This window comes from Roseibium sp. 10G30-5 (assembly GCF_055809635.1).
Window position 1 is genome coordinate 2,677,797 of the sequence record NZ_CM147918.1, and the last position, 20,157, is coordinate 2,697,953.

At 56.1% G+C, this 20,157-nt stretch carries 18 protein-coding genes, 1 tRNA gene and 6 pseudogenes; 19 read left to right on the forward strand and 6 right to left on the reverse strand.

Features of this window, described 5'->3' with window-relative positions:
• Positions 1 to 18 precede the first annotated feature (18 nt).
• Both AC0L7U_RS13520 and AC0L7U_RS13525 read right to left on the reverse strand, forming a co-directional pair.
• Entirely contained in the window at positions 19 to 225 is a 207-nt protein-coding gene (locus AC0L7U_RS13520) for a PAS domain S-box protein (protein WP_473691387.1), read from the reverse strand.
• 257 nt (positions 226 to 482) lie between these two features.
• Positions 483 to 1,403, reverse strand: coding sequence for an AraC family transcriptional regulator (locus tag AC0L7U_RS13525; RefSeq protein ID WP_473691389.1), 921 nt, complete (start codon positions 1,401 to 1,403; stop codon positions 483 to 485).
• Positions 1,404 to 1,549: 146 nt separating this feature from the next.
• On the opposite strand from AC0L7U_RS13525, the gene AC0L7U_RS13530 reads away from it, so the two are divergent.
• Entirely contained in the window at positions 1,550 to 2,329 is a 780-nt protein-coding gene (locus AC0L7U_RS13530) for an SDR family NAD(P)-dependent oxidoreductase (protein WP_473691391.1), read from the forward strand.
• A gap of 124 nt (positions 2,330 to 2,453) precedes the next feature.
• On the opposite strand, the gene AC0L7U_RS13535 is transcribed toward AC0L7U_RS13530, so the two are convergent.
• Positions 2,454 to 2,915 (reverse strand): CHRD domain-containing protein, encoded by a 462-nt coding sequence (locus tag AC0L7U_RS13535; protein ID WP_473691393.1) that lies wholly within the window; start codon positions 2,913 to 2,915, stop codon positions 2,454 to 2,456.
• Between the two features lie 224 nt (positions 2,916 to 3,139).
• The gene (locus AC0L7U_RS13540) at positions 3,140 to 4,039 is read right to left on the reverse strand and encodes an SDR family oxidoreductase (RefSeq protein WP_473691395.1); all 900 of its coding nucleotides are present in this window, start codon (positions 4,037 to 4,039) and stop codon (positions 3,140 to 3,142) included.
• Positions 4,040 to 4,129: 90 nt separating this feature from the next.
• Here AC0L7U_RS13540 and AC0L7U_RS13545 point away from each other — a divergent pair.
• Positions 4,130 to 4,957: pseudogene (locus AC0L7U_RS13545) on the forward strand (helix-turn-helix transcriptional regulator).
• Between the two features lie 170 nt (positions 4,958 to 5,127).
• Here AC0L7U_RS13545 and AC0L7U_RS13550 read toward each other — a convergent pair.
• A tRNA-Ser gene (locus AC0L7U_RS13550) sits at positions 5,128 to 5,217 on the reverse strand.
• 749 nt (positions 5,218 to 5,966) lie between these two features.
• Here AC0L7U_RS13550 and rplU point away from each other — a divergent pair.
• The 17 genes and pseudogenes from rplU to AC0L7U_RS13635 all read left to right on the forward strand — a co-directional run.
• Complete coding sequence (gene rplU, locus AC0L7U_RS13555; protein ID WP_473691397.1) at positions 5,967 to 6,548, forward strand: 50S ribosomal protein L21; 582 nt, start codon at positions 5,967 to 5,969, stop codon at positions 6,546 to 6,548.
• 54 nt (positions 6,549 to 6,602) lie between these two features.
• Complete coding sequence (rpmA, locus tag AC0L7U_RS13560) at positions 6,603 to 6,872, forward strand: 50S ribosomal protein L27 (RefSeq protein WP_473691398.1); 270 nt, start codon at positions 6,603 to 6,605, stop codon at positions 6,870 to 6,872.
• Positions 6,873 to 6,995: 123 nt separating this feature from the next.
• On the forward strand, positions 6,996 to 7,601 hold the full coding sequence (locus AC0L7U_RS13565) for a GNAT family N-acetyltransferase (protein WP_473691400.1): 606 nt from the start codon (positions 6,996 to 6,998) through the stop codon (positions 7,599 to 7,601).
• Positions 7,598 to 7,729 (forward strand): hypothetical protein, encoded by a 132-nt coding sequence (locus tag AC0L7U_RS13570; RefSeq protein ID WP_473691402.1) that lies wholly within the window; start codon positions 7,598 to 7,600, stop codon positions 7,727 to 7,729. The genes AC0L7U_RS13565 and AC0L7U_RS13570 overlap by 4 nt, the downstream gene beginning before the upstream one ends.
• Positions 7,730 to 7,750: 21 nt before the next feature.
• A pseudogene (locus tag AC0L7U_RS13575) lies at positions 7,751 to 8,131 on the forward strand (GNAT family N-acetyltransferase); the annotation flags it as partial.
• A 35-nt stretch (positions 8,132 to 8,166) separates the two neighbouring features.
• Complete coding sequence (locus AC0L7U_RS13580) at positions 8,167 to 8,700, forward strand: GNAT family N-acetyltransferase (protein ID WP_473691404.1); 534 nt, start codon at positions 8,167 to 8,169, stop codon at positions 8,698 to 8,700.
• Between the two features lie 40 nt (positions 8,701 to 8,740).
• Positions 8,741 to 9,791: pseudogene (gene obgE / locus AC0L7U_RS13585) on the forward strand (GTPase ObgE).
• Positions 9,779 to 10,957: a glutamate 5-kinase gene (gene proB, locus AC0L7U_RS13590; RefSeq protein ID WP_473691406.1), complete on the forward strand. Its 1,179-nt coding sequence runs from the start codon at positions 9,779 to 9,781 to the stop codon at positions 10,955 to 10,957. The pseudogene obgE and the gene proB overlap by 13 nt, the downstream one beginning before the upstream one ends.
• A 45-nt stretch (positions 10,958 to 11,002) precedes the next feature.
• The gene (locus AC0L7U_RS13595; protein WP_473691408.1) at positions 11,003 to 12,286 is read left to right on the forward strand and encodes a glutamate-5-semialdehyde dehydrogenase; all 1,284 of its coding nucleotides are present in this window, start codon (positions 11,003 to 11,005) and stop codon (positions 12,284 to 12,286) included.
• Positions 12,283 to 12,919: pseudogene (locus AC0L7U_RS13600) on the forward strand (nicotinate-nucleotide adenylyltransferase). Before AC0L7U_RS13595 ends, AC0L7U_RS13600 begins: the two are co-directional and overlap by 4 nt.
• A 177-nt stretch (positions 12,920 to 13,096) precedes the next feature.
• Positions 13,097 to 13,507 (forward strand): ribosome silencing factor, encoded by a 411-nt coding sequence (rsfS, locus tag AC0L7U_RS13605; protein WP_473691410.1) that lies wholly within the window; start codon positions 13,097 to 13,099, stop codon positions 13,505 to 13,507.
• 83 nt (positions 13,508 to 13,590) lie between these two features.
• Positions 13,591 to 14,019, forward strand: coding sequence for a 23S rRNA (pseudouridine(1915)-N(3))-methyltransferase RlmH (locus AC0L7U_RS13610; protein ID WP_473691412.1), 429 nt, complete (start codon positions 13,591 to 13,593; stop codon positions 14,017 to 14,019).
• The gene (locus tag AC0L7U_RS13615) at positions 14,009 to 14,074 is read left to right on the forward strand and encodes a 23S rRNA (pseudouridine(1915)-N(3))-methyltransferase RlmH (RefSeq protein WP_473695826.1); all 66 of its coding nucleotides are present in this window, start codon (positions 14,009 to 14,011) and stop codon (positions 14,072 to 14,074) included. The genes AC0L7U_RS13610 and AC0L7U_RS13615 overlap by 11 nt, the downstream gene beginning before the upstream one ends.
• Before the next feature lie 185 nt (positions 14,075 to 14,259).
• On the forward strand, positions 14,260 to 15,783 hold the full coding sequence (locus AC0L7U_RS13620; RefSeq protein ID WP_473691414.1) for a murein hydrolase activator EnvC family protein: 1,524 nt from the start codon (positions 14,260 to 14,262) through the stop codon (positions 15,781 to 15,783).
• A complete protein-coding gene (locus tag AC0L7U_RS13625) occupies positions 15,780 to 17,141 on the forward strand; it encodes a S41 family peptidase (RefSeq protein ID WP_473691416.1) in 1,362 nt (453 codons plus the stop codon). Before AC0L7U_RS13620 ends, AC0L7U_RS13625 begins: the two co-directional genes overlap by 4 nt.
• 133 nt (positions 17,142 to 17,274) lie before the next feature.
• Positions 17,275 to 18,423: a divergent polysaccharide deacetylase family protein gene (locus AC0L7U_RS13630; RefSeq protein WP_473691418.1), complete on the forward strand. Its 1,149-nt coding sequence runs from the start codon at positions 17,275 to 17,277 to the stop codon at positions 18,421 to 18,423.
• A gap of 82 nt (positions 18,424 to 18,505) precedes the next feature.
• Positions 18,506 to 18,944: pseudogene (locus tag AC0L7U_RS13635) on the forward strand (RNA pyrophosphohydrolase); the annotation flags it as partial.
• 61 nt (positions 18,945 to 19,005) lie between these two features.
• On the opposite strand, the pseudogene queG reads toward AC0L7U_RS13635, so the two are convergent.
• Positions 19,006 to 20,154, reverse strand: a pseudogene (queG, locus tag AC0L7U_RS13640) (tRNA epoxyqueuosine(34) reductase QueG).
• Positions 20,155 to 20,157: the final 3 nt, after the last annotated feature.

Genomic DNA, 20,157 nt, shown 5'->3' on the forward strand with positions numbered 1-20,157 from the left:
AAGCTTTGTCCAGAAGTCCTAGTAATGTGGGTCGTCATGGTCACTTTTGCGTAGCAGCAGACTGTGATGCTTTCCCTCGAGCTCAGGCAGACTGTATCCCACGGCGGCGCAAAAATTCTCGTTCGCGGTCAGAATGGTACCATCGACCGTGAACTCGATCATGGCAAAGGAATCGCTGATCGCAGCAAGGGTAGGGTTCTTCTTTGAACCAAAAAACAACGCCATCGCAGGAACGCCTCTCTCATTAACTGGCGAGCATTGTCCGGTTAAAACACTTCTCAATCATTAAATTCATCAAGTATAACGGGCATTACGTATGAATTAAAAATAATTTATCTGGCCGGGAAAGGCGCCTTCCGCAATCGAACGGGGTTATATTTATGTTTCTTTCTGTAGTCATTTTTCATATGAGGCTTGAAGGTAAGTATTGTTTCCTGTGTAGGTATTGTAAATGTCGCAGTTGTCGAAATTGATTATGTTTGTCATGCGTCTGAAGTGACTTTCATTTCCATCTGTCGTCTGGAAATTCTGGATGCTTCTCTATCTCTCTTGGGCGGAATGCCAAACAGTCTGGAATATTCTCGACTGAACTGTGAGGCACTTTCATAGCCGACCTCGAAGGCGGCCGCTTCAACAGACTGGATCTGAGACAGCATCAAGTGGCGTGCTTCCAGAAGCCGCAACTGCTTTTGATACTGTAACGGCGTCATGCAGGTAAGGGCTTTGAAGTGGCGATGAAAGGCTGATGGACTCATTTGAGCAATTTTGGCCAGATCCTCGATGCGGATCACCTGTCTGAAATGCTGTCGCAGGTGATGAATTGTTTTGACGATCCGATGCGCCCGCGTACCGGGCAAGGCAAGACGTGCAATTTCTTTGCCCTGTGGCCCGCTCAACAACCAGTAACAGATTTCCCGCATGATGATCGGGGACAGGGTCGAAATGGCCTTCGGTGTCTCCAGCAATCGGACCATTCGCAGGGCGCAGTCGCTGATAGGGCCATCGAAATTGCGAACGAAAACACCGCGTGTAACGTGCTCGCTCGCCACAGCCGATGCGTCCAACTCCTCCAGTACATCCTGCATGATAGCCATGTCGAATTCGATAATCAGACAGAGAAAAGGCACATCGGCACTGGCTTCAATCACACGCCCTGCCGAGGGAACATCTACGCTGACCACGAGCGCCTGACCGCTGGCATATTCGTAGTGATTGCCACCGACAGTGGTGCGTTTTGTGCCCTGGGCAACAATGCAAAGAGCAGGACGATGGATCATGAACGAGGCCGGCTTCTCGTGATTGGACCGCAGGATCGTCAGACCGTCGATTGATGTGAAGTAAGGACTCTCGTCGTCTTGCCCGTCTGTGTATCGAAGAAGAGCGGTGAGCAGTGGTTCAATCATGCTGCATGTCCATCGTCGGTGCTGGTCTTTCCTGAATATGGGAGTGTGACAGGAATAGGCAAGAAACAGGAGGGTTCCGGCATTCAGTTTGCCGTCTGACACACCTCATAATGCGGCCTTGCAATGACCCTGAACTGGAGAATGAAATGTCAACTGAGCCTCATGATACATCTTCGCGCAAGATCGCACTCGTCACGGGCGGCAGCCGCGGGCTGGGTCGAAACACCGTGCTGAATTTGGCAAAGCGGGGAGTTTCCTCAATCCTGACCTACAACAACAGCCGGGAAGATGCGGACGAGGTAGTCAAGCTGGTGACGGAAGCCGGCGCGCATGCGATCGCCCTCAAGCTGAACACTGGTGTTGTGTCTGGTTTTCCGGGCTTTATCGCTCAGCTGTCGCAAGCGTTGACGTCACTAGGCGCAGAGCGGATAGACTATCTGGTCAACAATGCGGGCACCTCGCACCACAATGCCATTGCACAGACCACTGAAGACGAGCTGGACGCCCTTTACAATGTTCATTTCAAAGGTGTTTTCTTTCTGACGCAAGCGCTTTTGCCGCTGATCAATGAGGGAGGCCGGATCATCAATATATCCTCCGGGCTGACGCGGTTTGCTGTGCCGGGCAGTGCGGCCTACGCATCTATGAAAGGCGCTGTCGAAGTGCTGACACGCTATCTTGCCAAGGAATTGGGAGAGCGTGAAATTACGGCCAATGTGGTGGCCCCTGGCGCCATTCAGACAGATTTCAGTGGAGGTATGGTGCGAGACAATCCGCAGGTCAACAAGCAGGTGGCGAGCATGACAGCACTCGGCCGTGCAGGGCTGCCGGATGACATCGGGCCAATGATTGCAGCGCTTCTTTCGGATGACAATCGTTGGGTCAATGCGCAGCGTATCGAAGTGTCTGGTGGCATGGTGGTCTAGGCCAGCCGACCGGCTCTCGCGCATCGCGCGTTGCGTCAACCTGTAAGCTGTCGACCAAGGGCCCGGATTACGAAAACACATGCGGCGCTTGATGTGCGCCGCATGGTTGTTGTTCAAGCAGAGATCAGTTGCTCTTCATCGTGGAGCTATGGTCCATCTTCTTGACCATGACCTGCGCCCGGATTTCGCCTTTCGGGTATTTTTTCGTGTGCAGGTTCACGTAGGTCATGCCGCCGAGCAGGGCCTTTTTGGTCTTGTCGTTGGCTTTCAGTGTGCCGTGCATGCCAGACTTGTAAGGTCCGGGAATGGGCAACATGACGCCCGCATTCTCCCCTTTTTTGGCAGGGCCGTGGAAATGCGCCGCTGTCAGAGGGCCCGTCATGCCGGAATAGGTGATCTTGTAAGTGACCTTGTCGGTCTTCGTGTCAAGCGTGCCCAGAACCTTGCCATGGCCTTTCGACATTGATTGCCCTTCGGGGGCAAATGTGCCCCAGAACTTGACGGTTTCGGCGTGTGCCAGCGTGGATGCCGAGAGCATGGCAGCCGCTGCTGCAAAAGGAATGAGACTGCGAATGGACGTTTTCATAAGAAAGCCTTTCGGTGTGTATTACCCGAGGTCAACGCATCAGCAATTCATCCTTTCCATCACGTTTTGTGTAAATAAAGGCAAGCGCGATAAAATCATCGACCTTTCGAGAAAAACCAGAATATGCGGCTCTCTCCTCCTGCTTTGTCGGCGGAAGAGGCCATGTTGATGAAACCTTATTGGCCGATGGGGGAGGACAAGTCGTCATGCTCCTGCGAAAACGATCAGACCGTTTCAAGCTCCAGGTTTTGCAGGTCGCTGATCAGATCTGGATGGCCTGCGGGAGACCAGTTCAGTTGCTTGCGAGTTTGCTCGCTTGAGGCGGGCGCATCGAAGCTGGCAAACATTGCCATCCAGCCAAAATGGGTCTCGGCCTGCTCTGGCGAGATCGTTTCAACCGGTAGATCCAGGCGCTTGCCGATCGTGCTTGCAATGTCCAGCAGACGGACGCCGTCTTCCTCGACGGCATGATAGACCGCCCCGGGTTTCGCGTGTTCAATGGCGCGCTTGTAGAGTTCGGCGACATCAAGAACATGTGCTGCCGGCCAGCGGTTGGCACCGTCTCCGACATAGGCCGAGACGCCCTTTTCCTGCGCGAGTTGGATCAGGATGCTGACGAACCCCTGTCGATGCGTATCATGGACTTGCGGCAAGCGCATGATCGAGACATTTACGCCGTCTGCAACCAAGGCTTTTGCCGCCTCCTCGGAGGCACCGCGTGGAATAATATCGGCGGAGATCGCTGGATCGGTTTCCACGGCGTGTGTGCTCGGGGTGGTCTGGGCCATTCCCGTGCCCGAGGTCACAAGCAGCGGTCGATTTGTGCCCGCAAGGGCCGATCCCAGCGTCTTGATCACCTTGCGGTCGTCTTCACAATTGGCGGCAAAGGTCGAGAAATCGTGGTTGAAGGCAAGGTGAATGACGCCATCGGCCTGGATCGCGCCTGCCTTCAAGCTGTCGAGGTCCCTGAGGTCGCCATGGTGTGGCGTGGCTCCCGCCGCGACAAGACGTTCGGCACCCTCATCCGAGCGGGTCAGGCCGATGACGTGGTGTCCTGATGCAATCAGGGTTTTAACGAGTGGTGTGCCGATAAAGCCCGTAGCGCCGGTAACGAACAGTTTCATGTCGATGCTCCTTGTTTGCTGGAGACAGACATAGGTGGATCAATTATCCTGTTAAAGTAGTGACTTTATACAGGTATAATGGCTAACCGAATGACAGACGACAGGACTGGCGAAAGCCGCCTTGGGACATATTTGAAGGATCGCCGTGCCAAGCTTGATCCGGCAGTTCTTGGTTTTTCGACGGGGCGACGCCGAACACCCGGGTTGCGACGTGAGGAAGTGGCGCAGCGCGCCAACATCAGTGCTACCTGCAGTACACCTGGCTTGAGCAGGGGCGGGGCGGAGCGCCGTCAGCAGACGTCCTGAGTCGTATTGCATCGGCTCTGATGCTGACTGATATCGAGCGTGAGCACTTGTTCCTGATCGGCCTGGGTCGACCACCTGAAGCACATTATCAAACTGTGGAGGGTGTGACACCGCGGCTGCAACGAGTGCTTGATGCTCTGCATCCCAGTCCCGCCTTCATCCGGACCGCAACCTGGGATGTGCTTGCCTGGAACAGGGCTGCTACGGTTATGTTGACGGACTATGGCCTGTTGGCTCCCGATCAGCGGAACATTCTGCGGTCGTTTTTTCTCGATAAGCGTCTCCAGACGTTTCATGATGAATGGAAGACGATGGCCCGCTTTGTGCTTGGTGCATTCAAGCTTGATACCGCGCGGGCTGGCGCAGAAACCGAAGCGAAACCGCTTGTCGAAGATCTCCTCGCGCGCAGTCCTGAGTTCGCGGCCCTATGGCAGGAGAACGACGTTTACAGGCCTCGGCGACGGCATCAAACACATAGACCATCCCGAGTTGGGACCCTTGGCGTTTGAAAACTCTGTTTTTTCCGTCGACGGCCGGCTGGACGTCAGCATGGTTGTCTACAATCCGATTACCGAAGAAGTGCGGGAAAAGATAAGAGCTAAGAGTGTGTAACAGGATGCCCACAGGTGGAAATTAGGGCTGGCGACCGTTATCAGGGGAAGTATTTGAAGAGAGGAATTGCAGAAAGTTAGGAACCCATTTTATTTTCGGGTCACATTCCGGGTCACACGAAAAATAAAACTCTTTAAAATCAGTAACTTAAAGAAGTCAAAAAGAAAATCTGGCGGAGAGGGAGGGATTCGAACCCTCGGAACCCGTGAAGGCTCAACGGTTTTCGAGACCGCCCCGTTCGACCACTCCGGCACCTCTCCGCGGTACTTGTGCAAACGGGCTCAAGTGGCGCGGAACATAGCCAAGGGGCTGGAGGGCCGCAAGGGGCATTCGGTGTTTTATTCGGTTTTTTTCCAGCGGGGATGAAAAGCCGCAGAAATGCACCATTACCTGTATGTCTTGAAGGGGATGGCTCAGTGCAGGCGCGTCTGAGACTGATCAACCTGCGGCAGGCGTTGGGTGGGCAAGGCCGATATGTGTCGTCGTTGTATCTGGCATCGCGATCTCGCTCACTCAAGTCTTGTCAGGACAGAAAAAGACTGGGCTGGAATGTGCAACGACTGATCCTCTGTGCTGTGCTCGGACAAAAGCAAGCGATAAGAGAAGCCAAATCACTGGCTTTCGTTGCGTTCTGGGTGAAAGACGCCACGTTCAGCCGCAGAAAAGGCAGCTTGAGGCGGTTTTACAATTGACAGAAGGTGGAGGCTGCCTATAGTGCGCGGGCTTGAAGGACCTCGTCACTGGTGTGACAGGGGCTTTCTGCCGTGTTCCAGTACCAGACGTGCTGTCCGTCATGAGCGTTGATCTTCAGATCAGCATTTTCCATGCCTCAGCGACTGTCTTCAGATGTCAATTCGAATTGATGTCGAAGTGCAAACGTCCCAAAGTTCCGGATGGTCGAAACTCTGATGACCAGAGTTTGACGTCACTCGGGCGCCGATGAACCATCGAACGGCTTGATCCCAAAATGGGCAGGTCAGGTAAAAATGAAAAGAAGGACGTGCGAGACATGTTCGCAGTAATCAAGACAGGCGGCAAGCAGTACACTGTCGCTCAGGATGACCTTTTGAAGGTCGAAAAGCTGGACGCCGAGGCAGGCAGCACCGTAACCTTTGATGAGGTTCTGGTCGTTGGTAATGGCGCTGACACCACTATTGGTGCGCCGCTCGTTGAAGGTGCCAGCGTTGTAGCGGAAGTGGTCGATCAGGGCCGTCACCGCAAAATCATCATTTTCAAGAAGCGTCGTCGCCAGAACTCGCGTCGCCGCAACGGCCATCGTCAGACCTACACGCTGATCAAGGTCACGGACATCCTGACTGCTGGCGCAAAGCCTGCTGCCAAGAAGGCTGCTCCGAAGAAGGAAGACGCACCGGCTGCTGAAAAGGCTGCTGAAGGCGACGACCTGAAGAAGCTTGACGGCCTCGGCCCTGCAATCGAAAAGAAGCTGAACGCTGCTGGCGTTACGAGCTTCGCACAGATTGCGGCTTTCACGGCTGACGACATCGCTCGCGTTGAAGAAGAAACGGCCCTCAAGGGTCGCTTTGAGCGCGGTAACTGGGTTGAGCAGGCCAAGGAACTGGCTGGCGCGTAAGCGGCCGCAGTTCTTTAGTCCTCACATTAATTACGAGAGACGAGGAGTTACCTCATGGCACATAAAAAGGCAGGCGGTTCATCCCGTAACGGTCGCGATACAGCTGGTCGCCGTCTCGGTATCAAGAAGTTTGGTGGCGAAGCCGTCATTCCGGGCAACATCATTGCACGCCAGCGTGGCACGCAGTGGCATCCGGGGACCGGCGTAGGTATTGGCAAGGATCACACCATCTTCGCAGTTGTCGAAGGCAAGGTGACATTCCAAGCTAAAGCCAACGGCCGAACCTTTATTAACGTGCTTCCGGTAGCGGAAGCAGCGGAGTAAAGCCGACGTGTCATTCAAAACCGCCGGCGCCTCATAGCCCCGGCGGTTGGACACAACAGTCAAAGAACAAAGGGGAGATGGGTCGCCATCTCCCCCTTTTTTCAACTTTGACTGGAGTGACCCATGGTAATCGAGCACGAGAGATATTTAGACGAGAGTTGTCGTGGTGCGGCCCCTTTGCCGCTGGAAGCCCGGGATGTGCGGCTCGACCTGCCGCGAACCGATGATCTGGCGGATATCGTCTATCTTGCCAATAATCCGCGCATCGCTGTCAATCTTGCCTCAATGCCCCATCCTTTTGGACTGGACGATGCCAAGGCAATCGTGCGGCGCGCGGAAGTGGAACAGGAAAATAGCGGGCTCTTCGCTGTGCGCCTGCGGCTGACGGGACGTTTCGTTGGCATTGCCCGGTATCACCAGATGGAAGCGAACGGGTCGGCAACCGTTGGCTACTGGATCGGTGAGCCATTCTGGGGGCAGGGCTATGCGACCCAGGCGCTGCATGTTCTGGTTGATCATGCTTTCATGCATGGGTCGATGATGGATCTGCACGGATCGTGTCGGGTCACCAACCCCGGGTCGCGTCGGGTGTTGGTGAAATCCGGGTTTCAGTATTGTGATCAGTCGATGATCCGGTCGCTTGGTGCTGGTGGTGCCGTTCCGGTTGAGCGCTTCATTCTTGAGCGGACCGTCTGGGATTCGTTGAAGGCCTGGAGACTGGACCAATGATGACGCTGCCCGATTTGATGACGCGCCGTCTTGTCCTGCGCCCCTTGCGCGCCTCTGACGCGGATGTCATCGAGACGATCGGCAACCGGGATTACGAGATCGTGCGGTGGCTGACCAGTTGCTCCTGACCTTATCAGAACGGCGAGGCGCAACAGTATGTGTTTCATGTGATGAGTGTCGACCCTATGATCGACGAGGCGGCATTTGGGATTACTCTGGGCGGGGTTCTGATTGGCGTTGTGGCTGTTGCCGCGCTAGGAGACCTGACAGAATTGTCGGAGTGTCCGACGCTCGGGTACTGGATCGGGCGGCCGTTTCAAGGCTTCGGTTATGCCAGAGAGGCGGCAATCGCTGCGCTGCAATGGGCTTTTGCCGAACATGCTGGAGACCGCATTGCAGCGCGTGCTTTTGAAACGAACACGGCCTCGCTGGCTCTCTTGAAAAAGCTGGGGTTTCAGGCCGTTGGTACCACAGTGCGGCGGTCCAGTGCCTTTGGCAGCGGATGTCACATGCGTGTTGCATGTTCTTGAGCGTGATCAGTTTGAAGTGCTCTTGGAAGGCCGCGATGCGACAGGTCATTGAGACATACAGACTGCGGTTGCGAGGAGCGGTGGACGCAGATCTGGAACCAATCGCCTGCTGGCTGAGTAATTTCAATGTCGCTAGTGCTCTTGCACGGGTTCCGCATCCATACGATATGGATGCGGGTCGTGTCTGGATTACGTCGACACAGGCGGCTTGGGCCGTCTGGCCAGAGTGTGAAGAGGTAAGCTTCGTTATTGACCATGATGATGGTCTGATCGGGGCTTTGTCATTTAAGAAATTGCAGACCACCCCTGAGATCGGGTATTGGCTTGCAGAACCCTATTGGGGCCGGGGACTCATGAGCGAGGCTGTGACTGGCGCTCTGGGCTGGCTGTGGCGGGAAACAAACCACCAGGATGTTTTTGGAAGAGCTTTCAAGAATAATCCGGCCTCTATCAATGTGATGCAGAAGCAGGGCTTTCGCCTGATTGGCGAAGGGCGTTCCATGTCTGCGGCCACGGGCATGGACTATGACGACTGTATCTTGAGATTGTCACGCCCAAAGGTGGCTTAAGCGCCTGCGTGACCGCAAACGAAAAGAAAGCAAGTAAGAGATGAAATTCCTCGATCAGGCGAAGATCTATGTACGGTCCGGCAACGGCGGTGCCGGCTGTGTGTCGTTTCGCCGTGAGAAATACATCGAATACGGTGGCCCTGATGGGGGCGACGGTGGTCGCGGTGGCGACGTGATCGTCGAGTGCGTTGATGGTCTGAACACGCTGATTGATTATCGCTATCAGCAGCATTTCAAGGCCGGTACGGGTATCCACGGCATGGGTAAGAACCGGACTGGCGCAGACGGCGAGCACACCTATCTGAAGGTGCCGGTAGGCACGCAGATTTTTGAAGAAGACAACGAGACGCCGATTGCGGATTTGACGGAAGTGGGCCAGTGCGTCCATTTGCTCAAAGGTGGTAACGGTGGCTTCGGCAACGCGCATTTCAAGTCGTCGGTCAATCAGGCGCCGCGGCGTGCCAACCCGGGTCTCGTGGGCGAGGAAAAATGGATCTGGCTGCGATTGAAGCTGATTGCGGACGCGGGTCTCGTCGGGTTGCCCAATGCGGGCAAATCGACGTTCCTGTCCACCGTCTCGGCTGCCAAACCGAAGATCGCCGACTATCCTTTCACGACGTTGCACCCCAATCTCGGCATTGCCCAGATTGATGGCAACAGTTTTGCTCTCGCCGATATTCCGGGTCTGATCGAAGGCGCGCATGAAGGCACTGGTCTTGGTGACCGCTTTCTGGGTCATGTCGAGCGGACAAGGGTTCTGCTGCATCTGGTGGATGGATCGTCTATTGATACGGAACCAGGCTGAAGCGTACCGCATCATTCGTGGTGAACTCGCGGCATATGGCCACGGGCTGGATACGAAACCGGAAATCGTTGCGTTGTCCAAGTGCGATGCTTTGACCGAAGAGCTGATTCAGGAGCAGGCCGCCAATCTGGAAGCGGTTTGCGGGCAAAAGCCACTTATCCTGTCGTCGGCCAGTGGTCATAACGTTGACCGTGCATTGCGCATGATCATGCGCGCAATCGATAAGGACAAGGAAGACGCGGCCAATCAGGTCCCGTCCGAGGAAGAAGAAGGGTGGCATCCTTGACAGGTGAAGCTAATCGCAAACTGACGGACTATGAACGCATTGTGGTCAAGGTGGGATCGGCGCTGCTCGTCAAAGACGGCGCGCTCAACCACGAGTGGCTGCAAGCCCTCATCGACGATGTGGTCTTTCTGACAAAGAGCGGCTGCGACGTGTTGCTGGTGTCCTCTGGATCGGTTGCCCTTGGCCGCAGCTTGCTGCAATTGCCCAAAGGCTCGCTCAAGCTTGAGGAAAGTCAGGCGGCGGCGGCTGTGGGGCAGGTGCATCTGGCGCAAGCTTATGTCAAGGCGCTGGAAAAGCACGGAATGCGTCCGGGTCAAATCCTGCTGACGATCGGCGATACGGAGTTGCGCCGCCGGTATCTCAATGCGCGCGCAACGATTTCCACGCTGCTCAAGTTGGGTGCAGTGCCGATCATCAACGAAAATGATTCCGTTGCTGCAAGCGAAATTCGTTATGGCGACAACGACCGTCTGGCTGCCCGTGTGGCAACCATGGCGAGTGCGGATTGTCTGGTGCTGTTGTCGGACATCGACGGGCTGTATACTGCCCCGCCAGCGAAAGATCCGACAGCCAAGCTCATTCCGGTCGTTGATCACATTACGCCGGATATTGAAGCGATGGCGGGCGATCCGGCTTCAGAACTGTCACGCGGCGGCATGAAGACCAAGATCGACGCTGCCAAGATTGCGACGGCGGCTGGAACGTCAATGGCGATTACCAGTGGCAAGCATCTGCATCCCTTGCAGCGTCTTGAAGATGGCGCCCGCGCCACCTGGTTTCCGGCGGCATCTTCGCCAGCCAGCGCACGAAAGGCTTGGATCGGTGGCCATCTGGTGCCGATGGGCGACATCTGGATTGACGCAGGGGCCTTGAAGGCGCTGTTGCAGGGCAAGAGCCTGCTGCCGGCAGGTATCACCAAGGTGGAAGGGTCCTTCAGCCGCGGCGATGCCGTGCGGGTTCTTGGGCCGGACGGGCGTGATATTGCCCGTGGCATCGTGGCTTACGACTTCGAGGAAGCCGTAAAAATCCAGGGCCACAACAGCAATGACATTGAATCTTTGGTTGGTCATCGCGGACGCGATGAGATGGTTCATCGTGACCATCTCGTGCTTGATGACGGACTTGTATTTGAGGCCGGACAAAAAGAAGAAACTTCCGCGTCGTGAGACGCTTGTTCGGGTTCCGAAAACGAATGACATAAGGATGGCGTGATGCTGGATCAGATCCAGAAGAGTGATGTGCATGAAATGATGCTCGAAATCGGGCGGCAGGCCCGTGAGGTCAGTCGGCTGCTCTCGGTCACTCCAGAAAAAGACAAGAACCTGGCGCTTCAGGAAATGGCCAATGCCATGCGGGCTGCGACGCCCGTTATTCTGGCGGCCAATGCGCGTGATGTGGAAACCATGCGCACCAATGGTCAGGCTGCATCTTTTCTGGATCGCGGGACGCTGACGGAAGAGCGCATCGAAGCCATTGCAGTGGCTCTGGAAGACATCATGAAGCTGGCCGATCCGGTTGGCGCCGTTCTAGCCTCCTGGACGCGCCCGAATGGCCTGACCATCGAGCGCGTGCGCACCCCGCTGGGGGTCGTCGGTGTCATCTATGAAAGCCGTCCGAATGTCACTGCCGATGCTGGCGCGCTCTGCCTCAAGGCCGGCAATGCGGTGGTGTTGCGGGGCGGCTCCGATACGATCCACTCCAACATCGCAATCCATGAAGCGTTGAAGCAGGGACTTCTGGCGGCTGGACTGCCTGCGACTGCCATTCAGATGGTGCCTGTGACGGATCGCGCAGCCGTCGGCGAAATGCTGACCGGCCTCAATGGCAATCTGGATGTTATCGTGCCGCGCGGTGGCAAGAGCCTTGTTGCGCGTGTTCAGTCTGATGCACGCGTTCCGGTATTCGCGCATCTCGAAGGTCTGGTGCATGTCTACCTTGATGAAAAAGCGGATGCGGATAAGGCGCGCGAGATCGTGGTCAACTCCAAGCTGCGCCGCACCGGTATTTGCGGTGCGCTCGAAACCTTGCTCGTCCATGAAAGCGTAGCAGCCAGTTTCTTGCCGGTTATCGTCACCGAACTGCAGTCGCAGGGCTGCGAAGTGCGCGGCGATGAGGACGTGCGGATGTTGTGTGGAGAGACGGTGCGCCCGGCCAATGACGAAGACTGGACGACCGAGTATCTCGACAAGATCCTTGCGGTGAAGATCGTGCATGATCTCGACGATGCCATCGACCATATCGAGACCTATGGTTCGCATCACACGGATTGCATTGTCACGGAAGATCAGGCAACGGCAGAACGCTTCTTCCAATGTGTTGATTCCGCCATTGTGCTGCACAATGCGTCAACCCAGTTTGCTGATGGCGGTGAGTTTGGCATGGGCGCTGAAATCGGCATTGCCACGGGCCGGATGCATGCGCGTGGGCCGGTCGGCGTCGAGCAGCTCACGAGCTTCAAATATCGCGTGCGTGGAACGGGGCAGACGCGCGGATGAAAAGTGACAAGCGTCTGAATCGGGGGATGCCCGATTGGCTGAGGGTTCCACATGCGGAACCCGGAAACCGGATCGGACTGTTCGGCGGATCTTTCAATCCGCCGCATTCGGGTCACCGCATGGTGGCCGAAACGGCGCTCAAGCGGCTTGGACTGGATCAAGTGTGGTGGCTGGTAACGCCTGACAACCCGCTCAAGAGCAACCATGAATTGCCGTCTCTGGAAGATCGCATCCTGGTGACCTGATGCCTTGTCGAATCATCCACGCATGAAAGTTTGTGGCTTCGAAGAGGTTTGGGGCACGCCCTACACCGCAAAGACGCTGTCGCATTTGCAGGAAATCATGCCCAAAGTGAACTTCGTCTGGATTATGGGCGCAGACAATTTGGCAAATTTCCACCGCTGGCAGGACTGGAAGTCGATCGTATCGCGGGTCCCGATCGCGGTGATTAACCGACCGGGAGCTTCCCTGTCGGCACTCTCGTCTCATTTTGCACAAACCTTTGCCCGGCAAAGGCTTTCGGAAAATGAGGCGAAACTTTTAAAAACTGCAAGCGCGCCAATCTGGACGTTCTTGCATTCTCCACTCGACGGCACATCGTCGACGGCTATTCGGGAGCGGCGCAAAGCGTAACGCAAAGTGAGCGCGGCACTGCCGCTCCTGTCTTGAAACTGCAAGCTATAGCGGGTTACTCTCCATCTGATCGCTACATATGCGATCTGGGAAGGGTCACCCGTTCGTTTGGCAACGTCCGGAAGCGGGCGTGCCAGCGTAATGAAACACATTAGGCGAAAGGCTATAAATCTGACCATGACCATTGAACGTGAGGGGATTGTTTCGTCCACTCCGCCCAGCTCTCTCCAGAACAAAGAGTTCTCGGGAGAACCCATCTCGTCCGTCTTGAGTTCGCTTGAGGACTCCATGGCCGAGGAAGTTGTCACTCTGGAAATTTCAGGGAAGAGTTCGCTTGCCGATCAGATGGTGATCGTGTCGGGCCGTTCGCATCGCCATGTCGGCGCAATCGCGGACAACCTTCTTCGGGATCTTAAAAATGCAGGCACCGCCACGTCTCACGTGGAAGGCATGCCGACCTGTGATTGGGTGCTTGTCGATTTCGGTGATGTTATTGTTCACATCTTCCGCCCGGAAGTTCGGGTCTTCTACAACTTGGAAAAGATGTGGTCTGCCGATGTGGACGATGAGCCGCATATCGTAAGCTGATGTCCGATCCCTGCGTCTGATTGCGCAGGGAGACGTCAGGATGAGACAAGTGGCGGCCGGTCTTTGACCGGCCGGAAGAATTTATGCGTTTTATCATTGCGTGCGTCGGGCGGATGAAAGCCGGGGCCGATAAGGAACTGGTCGACCGATATGTCGAGCGGTCTCGCAAGGCAGGGCGCCCATTGGGCGTCACATCCGTCGAGTTTCACGAATTGCCGGAAAGCCGTGCGCAACGTCCCGCTGATCGCAAGTCAGAGGAAGCGCGTGCCTTGCTGGCTGTGTGTCCCGATAATGCCCACCTGATTGTGCTGGACGAGCATGGCAAGTCTCTGACCAGTGTTCAGTTCAGCGCTCTGCTCGAAAGGTGGAAAGACGATAGCGTGTCTGCTGTCGTTTTCGTCATTGGAGGGGCCGACGGGTTGGGCGACGCCGTTCTTGAAAAAGCGGATCGCAAGATCGCCTTTGGGGCGATGACCTGTACCACACCAGATTGTACGTATCTTGCTCGCTGAACAGATCTACCGCGCTCTGACGATCCAGTCGGGCCATCCCTACCACCGTGAATAGTGCCGTCGGCTGGCGATTTTGTTACACGGCAAAACTGCCAATACAGCCGCGGTGTGTTTTCTTGTACGCAGAGATCGAAAATTCGAGCGGTGTGGAGAGGTGATCGCGGGAAAGATGCATCTTGGTAAACGCGTCTTTAACACGATGTCGGGTAGTTGAACCTGATGGACAGTGTGGCGGGTGATATGAGGCAGGCGCAGCGCGACGGCGCTGTCAAACAGCGGGCAGGCGGTAGCGCGCACCTTGTCATGCGTCCTCATCTGCGTGTTGCTGTTGTCAAGAGTGTGGCCTCGACGCTTATTTTATGCGTGGGACTGACCGCGTTTCCGGTGGTCCATCCGGCCGTGGCTGCGCCGCAAAAGGGGGCGCCTGCGCAGACACCGTCCTCTGGCAAATCAGGTGGAGTTTCCAGCAAGGCTGCCTCCGTCAAAGCGCCCGCAGCCAAGGCGGATCCGGATGACAAGCCAAAATCCCCACAGGATGACGTGATCGCCGAGGCCTTGAAACGCAAGGAAGAGCGGGAACAACAGCTCAATCAGATCACTGAAAACATCAAGCTTTCTGCCGATCGGCAAAAACAGATCCAGCGCGAGATCGACGCCATTGACCGCGACCGAAAAGCCCTGAATGAACAACTCATTTCGACAGGTGAGCGGATCAAGTCGCTTGAGGGACAGGTGTCGACAACGGAAGACAAGCTGCGCGACCTTGGCGACAAGGAGGATGCAGTACGTTTGTCGTTGAAGAAGCGACGGGGAACGCTGTCTCAGGTTCTGGCGTCGTTGCAGCGACTGGGGCGCCGCCCGCCGCCTGCTCTCGTGGTGACGCCTGATGATGCGCTCAAGGCAGTGCGCAGTGCCATTCTGTTGAATGCGGTTATGCCGGAGCTGCGTCAGGAAACCAAGAAACTGGCGGATGATCTGCATGAGCTGAACCGCCTCAACAAGGCGACAACCGTACAGAAAACGGCGCTGACTGGAGATGCTACGCGACTGGCGGAAGAAAAATCCAAACTACAGAAGTTGCTGGTTGCAAAGCGCCAGGAACGCCAACAGAATGAAGCCACTTTGGCGGACGAAAAACAGAAGTCGGAGGAGCTTGCGAGCAAGGCGACCTCGTTGCACGAGTTGATCGGTCAACTGGAAAGCAACATCAAGTCGGCCCGCGAAGCTGCCGTTAAGTCCAGACAGGCAGAGGCCAAAGCGGAAGCCACACGAAAGCGGGAACATCCGTTTTCAGATCCAAGCCGCCTTGCTCCTGCCATTCCTTTCGTGCAAGCAAAAGGAAAGCTGCCTCTTCCGGTTGCCGGCAAGATGGTGCGAGACTTCGGTCAGGAAGATGATTTCGGGAGTACCTCGAAGGGGCAATCGTTTGAGACCCGTGCGGGTTCTCCCGTGGTTTCCCCAGCTGATGGCTGGGTTGTCTATGCAGGACGGTTCCGTTCGTTCGGTCAGCTCTTGATCCTGAACGTGGGGGACGGTTACCATGTCGTTCTTGCCGGCATGGATCGAATCGACGTCGAACTCGGGCAATTTGTGCTCGCTGGCGAACCTGTCGGAGCGATGGGGGCCACCAAATGGGCAAGTGCATCGACGGTTGGTCTGGGTGCAAACCAACCGGTTCTGTACGTTGAATTTAGAAATGACGAAAGTGCAATAGACCCGACACCTTGGTGGTCGCACGATGAAGAGGAAAAGGCTCGCGGATGATTCGGAAAGCTTCACTGCTGCTCATAGGTGCCTTGATGGGGGCGACAGCCGTCTCCAGTTGGTCCCATCTGCCGGAACTGTTCAGCGATCCGGCCTACGCTGATACGTCTGATACCTATCGCCAGCTTAACCTGTTTGGCGATGTTTTTGAACGTATTCGGTCGGACTACGTGGAAGTGCCGGATGACAAGAAGCTGGTCGAGGCTGCCATCAATGGCATGCTGAGTTCGCTTGATCCGCATTCCAGCTATATGTCGCCCAAGTCCTTCAAGGACATGCAGGTCCAGACACGCGGTGAGTTCGGCGGTCTCGGGATCGAAGTGACGATGGAAGACGGCCTGATCAAGGTTGTTTCTCCGATCGACGATACGCCCGCTGCCAAGGCAGGTGTGCTTGCAGGCGATCTGATCACTGCCATTGACGGCGACCCGGTGCAGGGGCTGACCTTGGCGCAGGCCGTTGAAAAGATGCGCGGGCCGGTCAAGAGCGCGATCAAAGTGACGATCCGGCGTAAGGGTGTCGACAAGCCGATCCAGATGTCAATCACGCGCGACATCATCCGCATTCGGTCCGTTCGCTGGAAAGAAGACAAGGATGTCGGATATATCCGCATCACCCAGTTCAACGAACAGACGTTCGATGGTCTCAAAGAAGCTATCAGCACCATCAAGAAGGACATCGGCGAGAAAAAGCTGAAGGGCTATATTCTTGATCTGCGGAACAATCCGGGCGGTTTGCTGGATCAGGCAATTGCGGTGTCGGATTCCTTCCTGAACCAGGGCGAAATCGTTTCGACACGTGGCCGCAAGGCAGAAGAAAGTCGTCGTTATAATGCTCGCAAGGGCGATCTGACCGATGGCAAGCCACTGATTGTGCTGGTCAATGGTGGCTCGGCTTCGGCATCAGAAATTGTATCTGGCGCCTTGCAGGATCACCGCCGTGCGACGTTGCTCGGGACACGGACGTTCGGCAAGGGCTCGGTCCAGACGATCATTCCGCTGGGAGCCAACGGTGCCATCCGTCTGACAACCGCTCGCTACTACACGCCGTCAGGTACGTCGATCCAGGCCAAGGGCATTACACCGGATATTCTGGAATTGCAGAAATTGCCGGATGATCTCAAGGGCAAGGCTTCCACCAAGGGTGAGGCCGGTTTGCGCGGTCACCTTGCACCGGAAGGTCAGGGCCCGGAAGGCAAGAAAGAAGAGTTCGGCAGTCAGGCTTATGTGCCACCGGAAGCCAAGGACGATCTGCAGTTGAATATGGCTCTTGACCTCCTGCGTGGAGACAAGACAAACGCTGCCTTCCCGCCACACGGCGAGGACAAGACTGATGCCAACAAGAAGGCGTCGAAGTAAGACGTGAACGGTTGGCCCTGCGCGCATTGTGTGCAGGGCCAATATATGATCGGCTCGGGCACGGCCTTCGTGCCCTGCGCCGGCAGACCTTGAGTGATTGCGTAGACTGCCGCGAACTGCCCAAAGGGTGAAAATGGCGAATGATGATCTGACGGCTCCCCTGAGGCTAGGCAAACGGCGGTTGTTTCGACTGCCTTTCGGTCTGATCGGTGTTGGCCTTCTGACGGTTGTCGGCGCCACCATCGCCATTTGGGTAAACGTGGTCGACGATCCTCTGGGCGGTGAACCTGTGGCTGTTATCCCATTGGAACGCAACGTCGAGGGTGTTTCCAATCACGACGTCAAGGTCGTCGAGATTAAGCCGGAAAACGCAGACAGCGATCTCGGTCCGGGTCTTCGCAAGCCTGGTCAGGCGATGGCCGATCTGGGACCTCAGTACAAGGCACAGCAGGGCGCCGTGTCGGTTTCAGGCAAGCCTTTGCAGCCGTGGCAACCCGACCCGCGTGTGAGCGAGAAGACCGCGGATGGTATCTTGCCCAAGATCAGTCCTGATGGTGTTCGTCCGCTGGATGTGTATTCCCGACCGTTTACATCTGCCTATAACTCCATTCCCAAGATTGCCATTGTCCTGAAAGGACTCGGCTTAAGTGATATTGGCACGCAGAACGCCATTCAGTCTCTGCCGCCTGACGTCACGATGGCGTTTTCGCCGTATGGCTCTGCGCTGGGCACATGGGTGCAGAAGGCCCGAACGCGCGGCCATGAGCTCTTGCTCGAGCTGCCGATGGAACCCTTCGACTATCCGGACAATGATCCATGTCCGAAAGCCCTCCTGATGAATCTGCCATCTCAAACCACGACGGCACGGCTGTATTGGTTGCTCGGCCGCATGACCAACTATGTTGGGGTCATCAATGAAATGGGCGAACGCTATTCGACTTCCTCTCCGGAAATGCAGAGCCTGCTGCAACGACTGAACAAGCGCGGGATCATGTATGTCGATGGCGGCACGGCATCCGGCAGTGTTGCCAAGAAGGTGGCGTCCAGTGACAAGATGCCATTCAGCGCCGTCGATGTGGTTCTGGATTCCGTCCCCAAAAAACAAGCGATTGAAAGCCGGTTGCTGCAACTTGAAAGCCTTGCTCGTGATCGTGGCTATGCCGTAGCCTCTGCGACGGCCTTGCCGATCACTGTGCGCGAGTTGAAGGCATGGTCGGCGGATCTGGCAAAACGGGGTCTGCAACTGGTCCCTGTCAGTGCGACAATCAACGATCAGAAGTGAGGGTAGTGTGCCTAAGAGTACCGGGCTGCAAGGGTTTCCTGAGGTCGCGGAAGGTTTGCCCTTTCGACCTTGCGTTGGCGTTATGCTGGTAAATGCACAAGGGCGTGTCTGGGTCGGCAAACGCGATGATGGCAGTGGGGCCTCTTATTATAAATTTGCCTTAGCAGATGCCTCAGGGCGGTATTGATGACGGTGAGGACGCCGCGACAGCTGCCAGACGCGAGCTCTATGAAGAGACCTCTGTAAAAAGGGCAAGTTTGCTGGCTGAAACGGAGAGTTGGCTTTCCTACGAATTTCCCGCTGGTGTGCTCGCAAGTTCCCGCATGAATACCTATCGCGGTCAGGCGCAGAAATGGTTTCTGTTCCGCTTTGACGGCGACGATGACGAGGTCAATATTCTGACGCCCCCTGATGGTCATCCAGCTGAATTTTCACAGTGGAAGTGGGAGGATCCGGCGCGACTTGCCGAACTGGTGGTGCCATTCAAGCGGCCTGTCTATGAAGCTGTCGTCGGCGAGTTTCTCCCCTATTTCCGTCTCCGGCTTGATCCAGCGTCAAACAGTCACAGAGTGCGGTGTGTCGTCAGGGTGTTTCGGCATTCCATTCGGCTCGAACATCGGCGTCGTGCTCTGCGGGGAGCAGGGCGTTTCGTGTCTCGCGTAGGTCGTCACCAAATGCCAGTTGACGAAACGCCCAGACGGCGGTTGCCCGTACAAGCGGGCTTTCGTCTTTCAACAGCGGCCGAATCTCGCGCAGGAGTGCAGGATCGCCCGCGTTGCCGGTGGCAATCAGTACGTTGCGCAGGAATTTATTGCGGCCAATGCGCTTGATAGGCGAGCCGGAGAACAATTTGCGGAAGGCCATATCATCCAGGTGCAGCAGGGTCGTCAGCGGCGGACCTTTGAGGTCTTCGCGGGCCATCAGCTTGGCCTCATGTGCAGCCACGGCAAATTTGTTCCGAGGCAGGCCGCCAGGCAATCATCACAGCCATAGATGCGGTTGCCCATGGCTTTGCGAAACTCATGCGGGATCAGGCCGCTATGCTCGATTGTCAGATAGGAAATGCACCGTCGTGCATCCAGTTGATAGGGGGCGGGAAAAGCCTTTGTCGGGCAACTGTCAAGACAGGCGCGGCATTTACCGCAATGATCCGCTTCAGGCGTCCCCAGCGGCAGCTCCAGCGTTGTGAAAATGGAGCCGAGAAAAAACCACGATCCGAGATCGCGAGACACCAGATTGGTGTGCTTGCCCTGCCAGCCAAGACCGGCGGCCTCGGCAAGAGGCTTTTCCATCACCGGAGCTGTGTCGACAAAAACCTTGACGTCGCCCTTGCCCGCCCGCGAGACAAGAAATGCGGCGAGTTCCTTCAGCCGCCCTTTGATAACGTCGTGATAGTCGCGATTGCGGGCGTAGACGGAAATGGAGCCATGGTCGGTTTTTTTGAGCCAAGGCAAGTGGGTGGTCCTGCTCGCTATTGGACGGACCGTAGTTCATCGCCAGCATGATGACGGATTTGACCTCAGACCAAAGGGCGCGCGGATCAGATCTGCGGTCCGCTGTTTCTTCCATCCACGCCATTTCCCCGTGAAAACCGGCCTGAAGGAAGGCCCCAAGCCGTTCTGGCGCTTGCGGTATCGAATCGGCAGAGGTGATCTCTAACCCGTCAAAGCTCAGGTCACGCGCCTTTTGACGCAATCCATTGAGAAGACGTTCGGTTTTCTTGTCCGTCAAAGG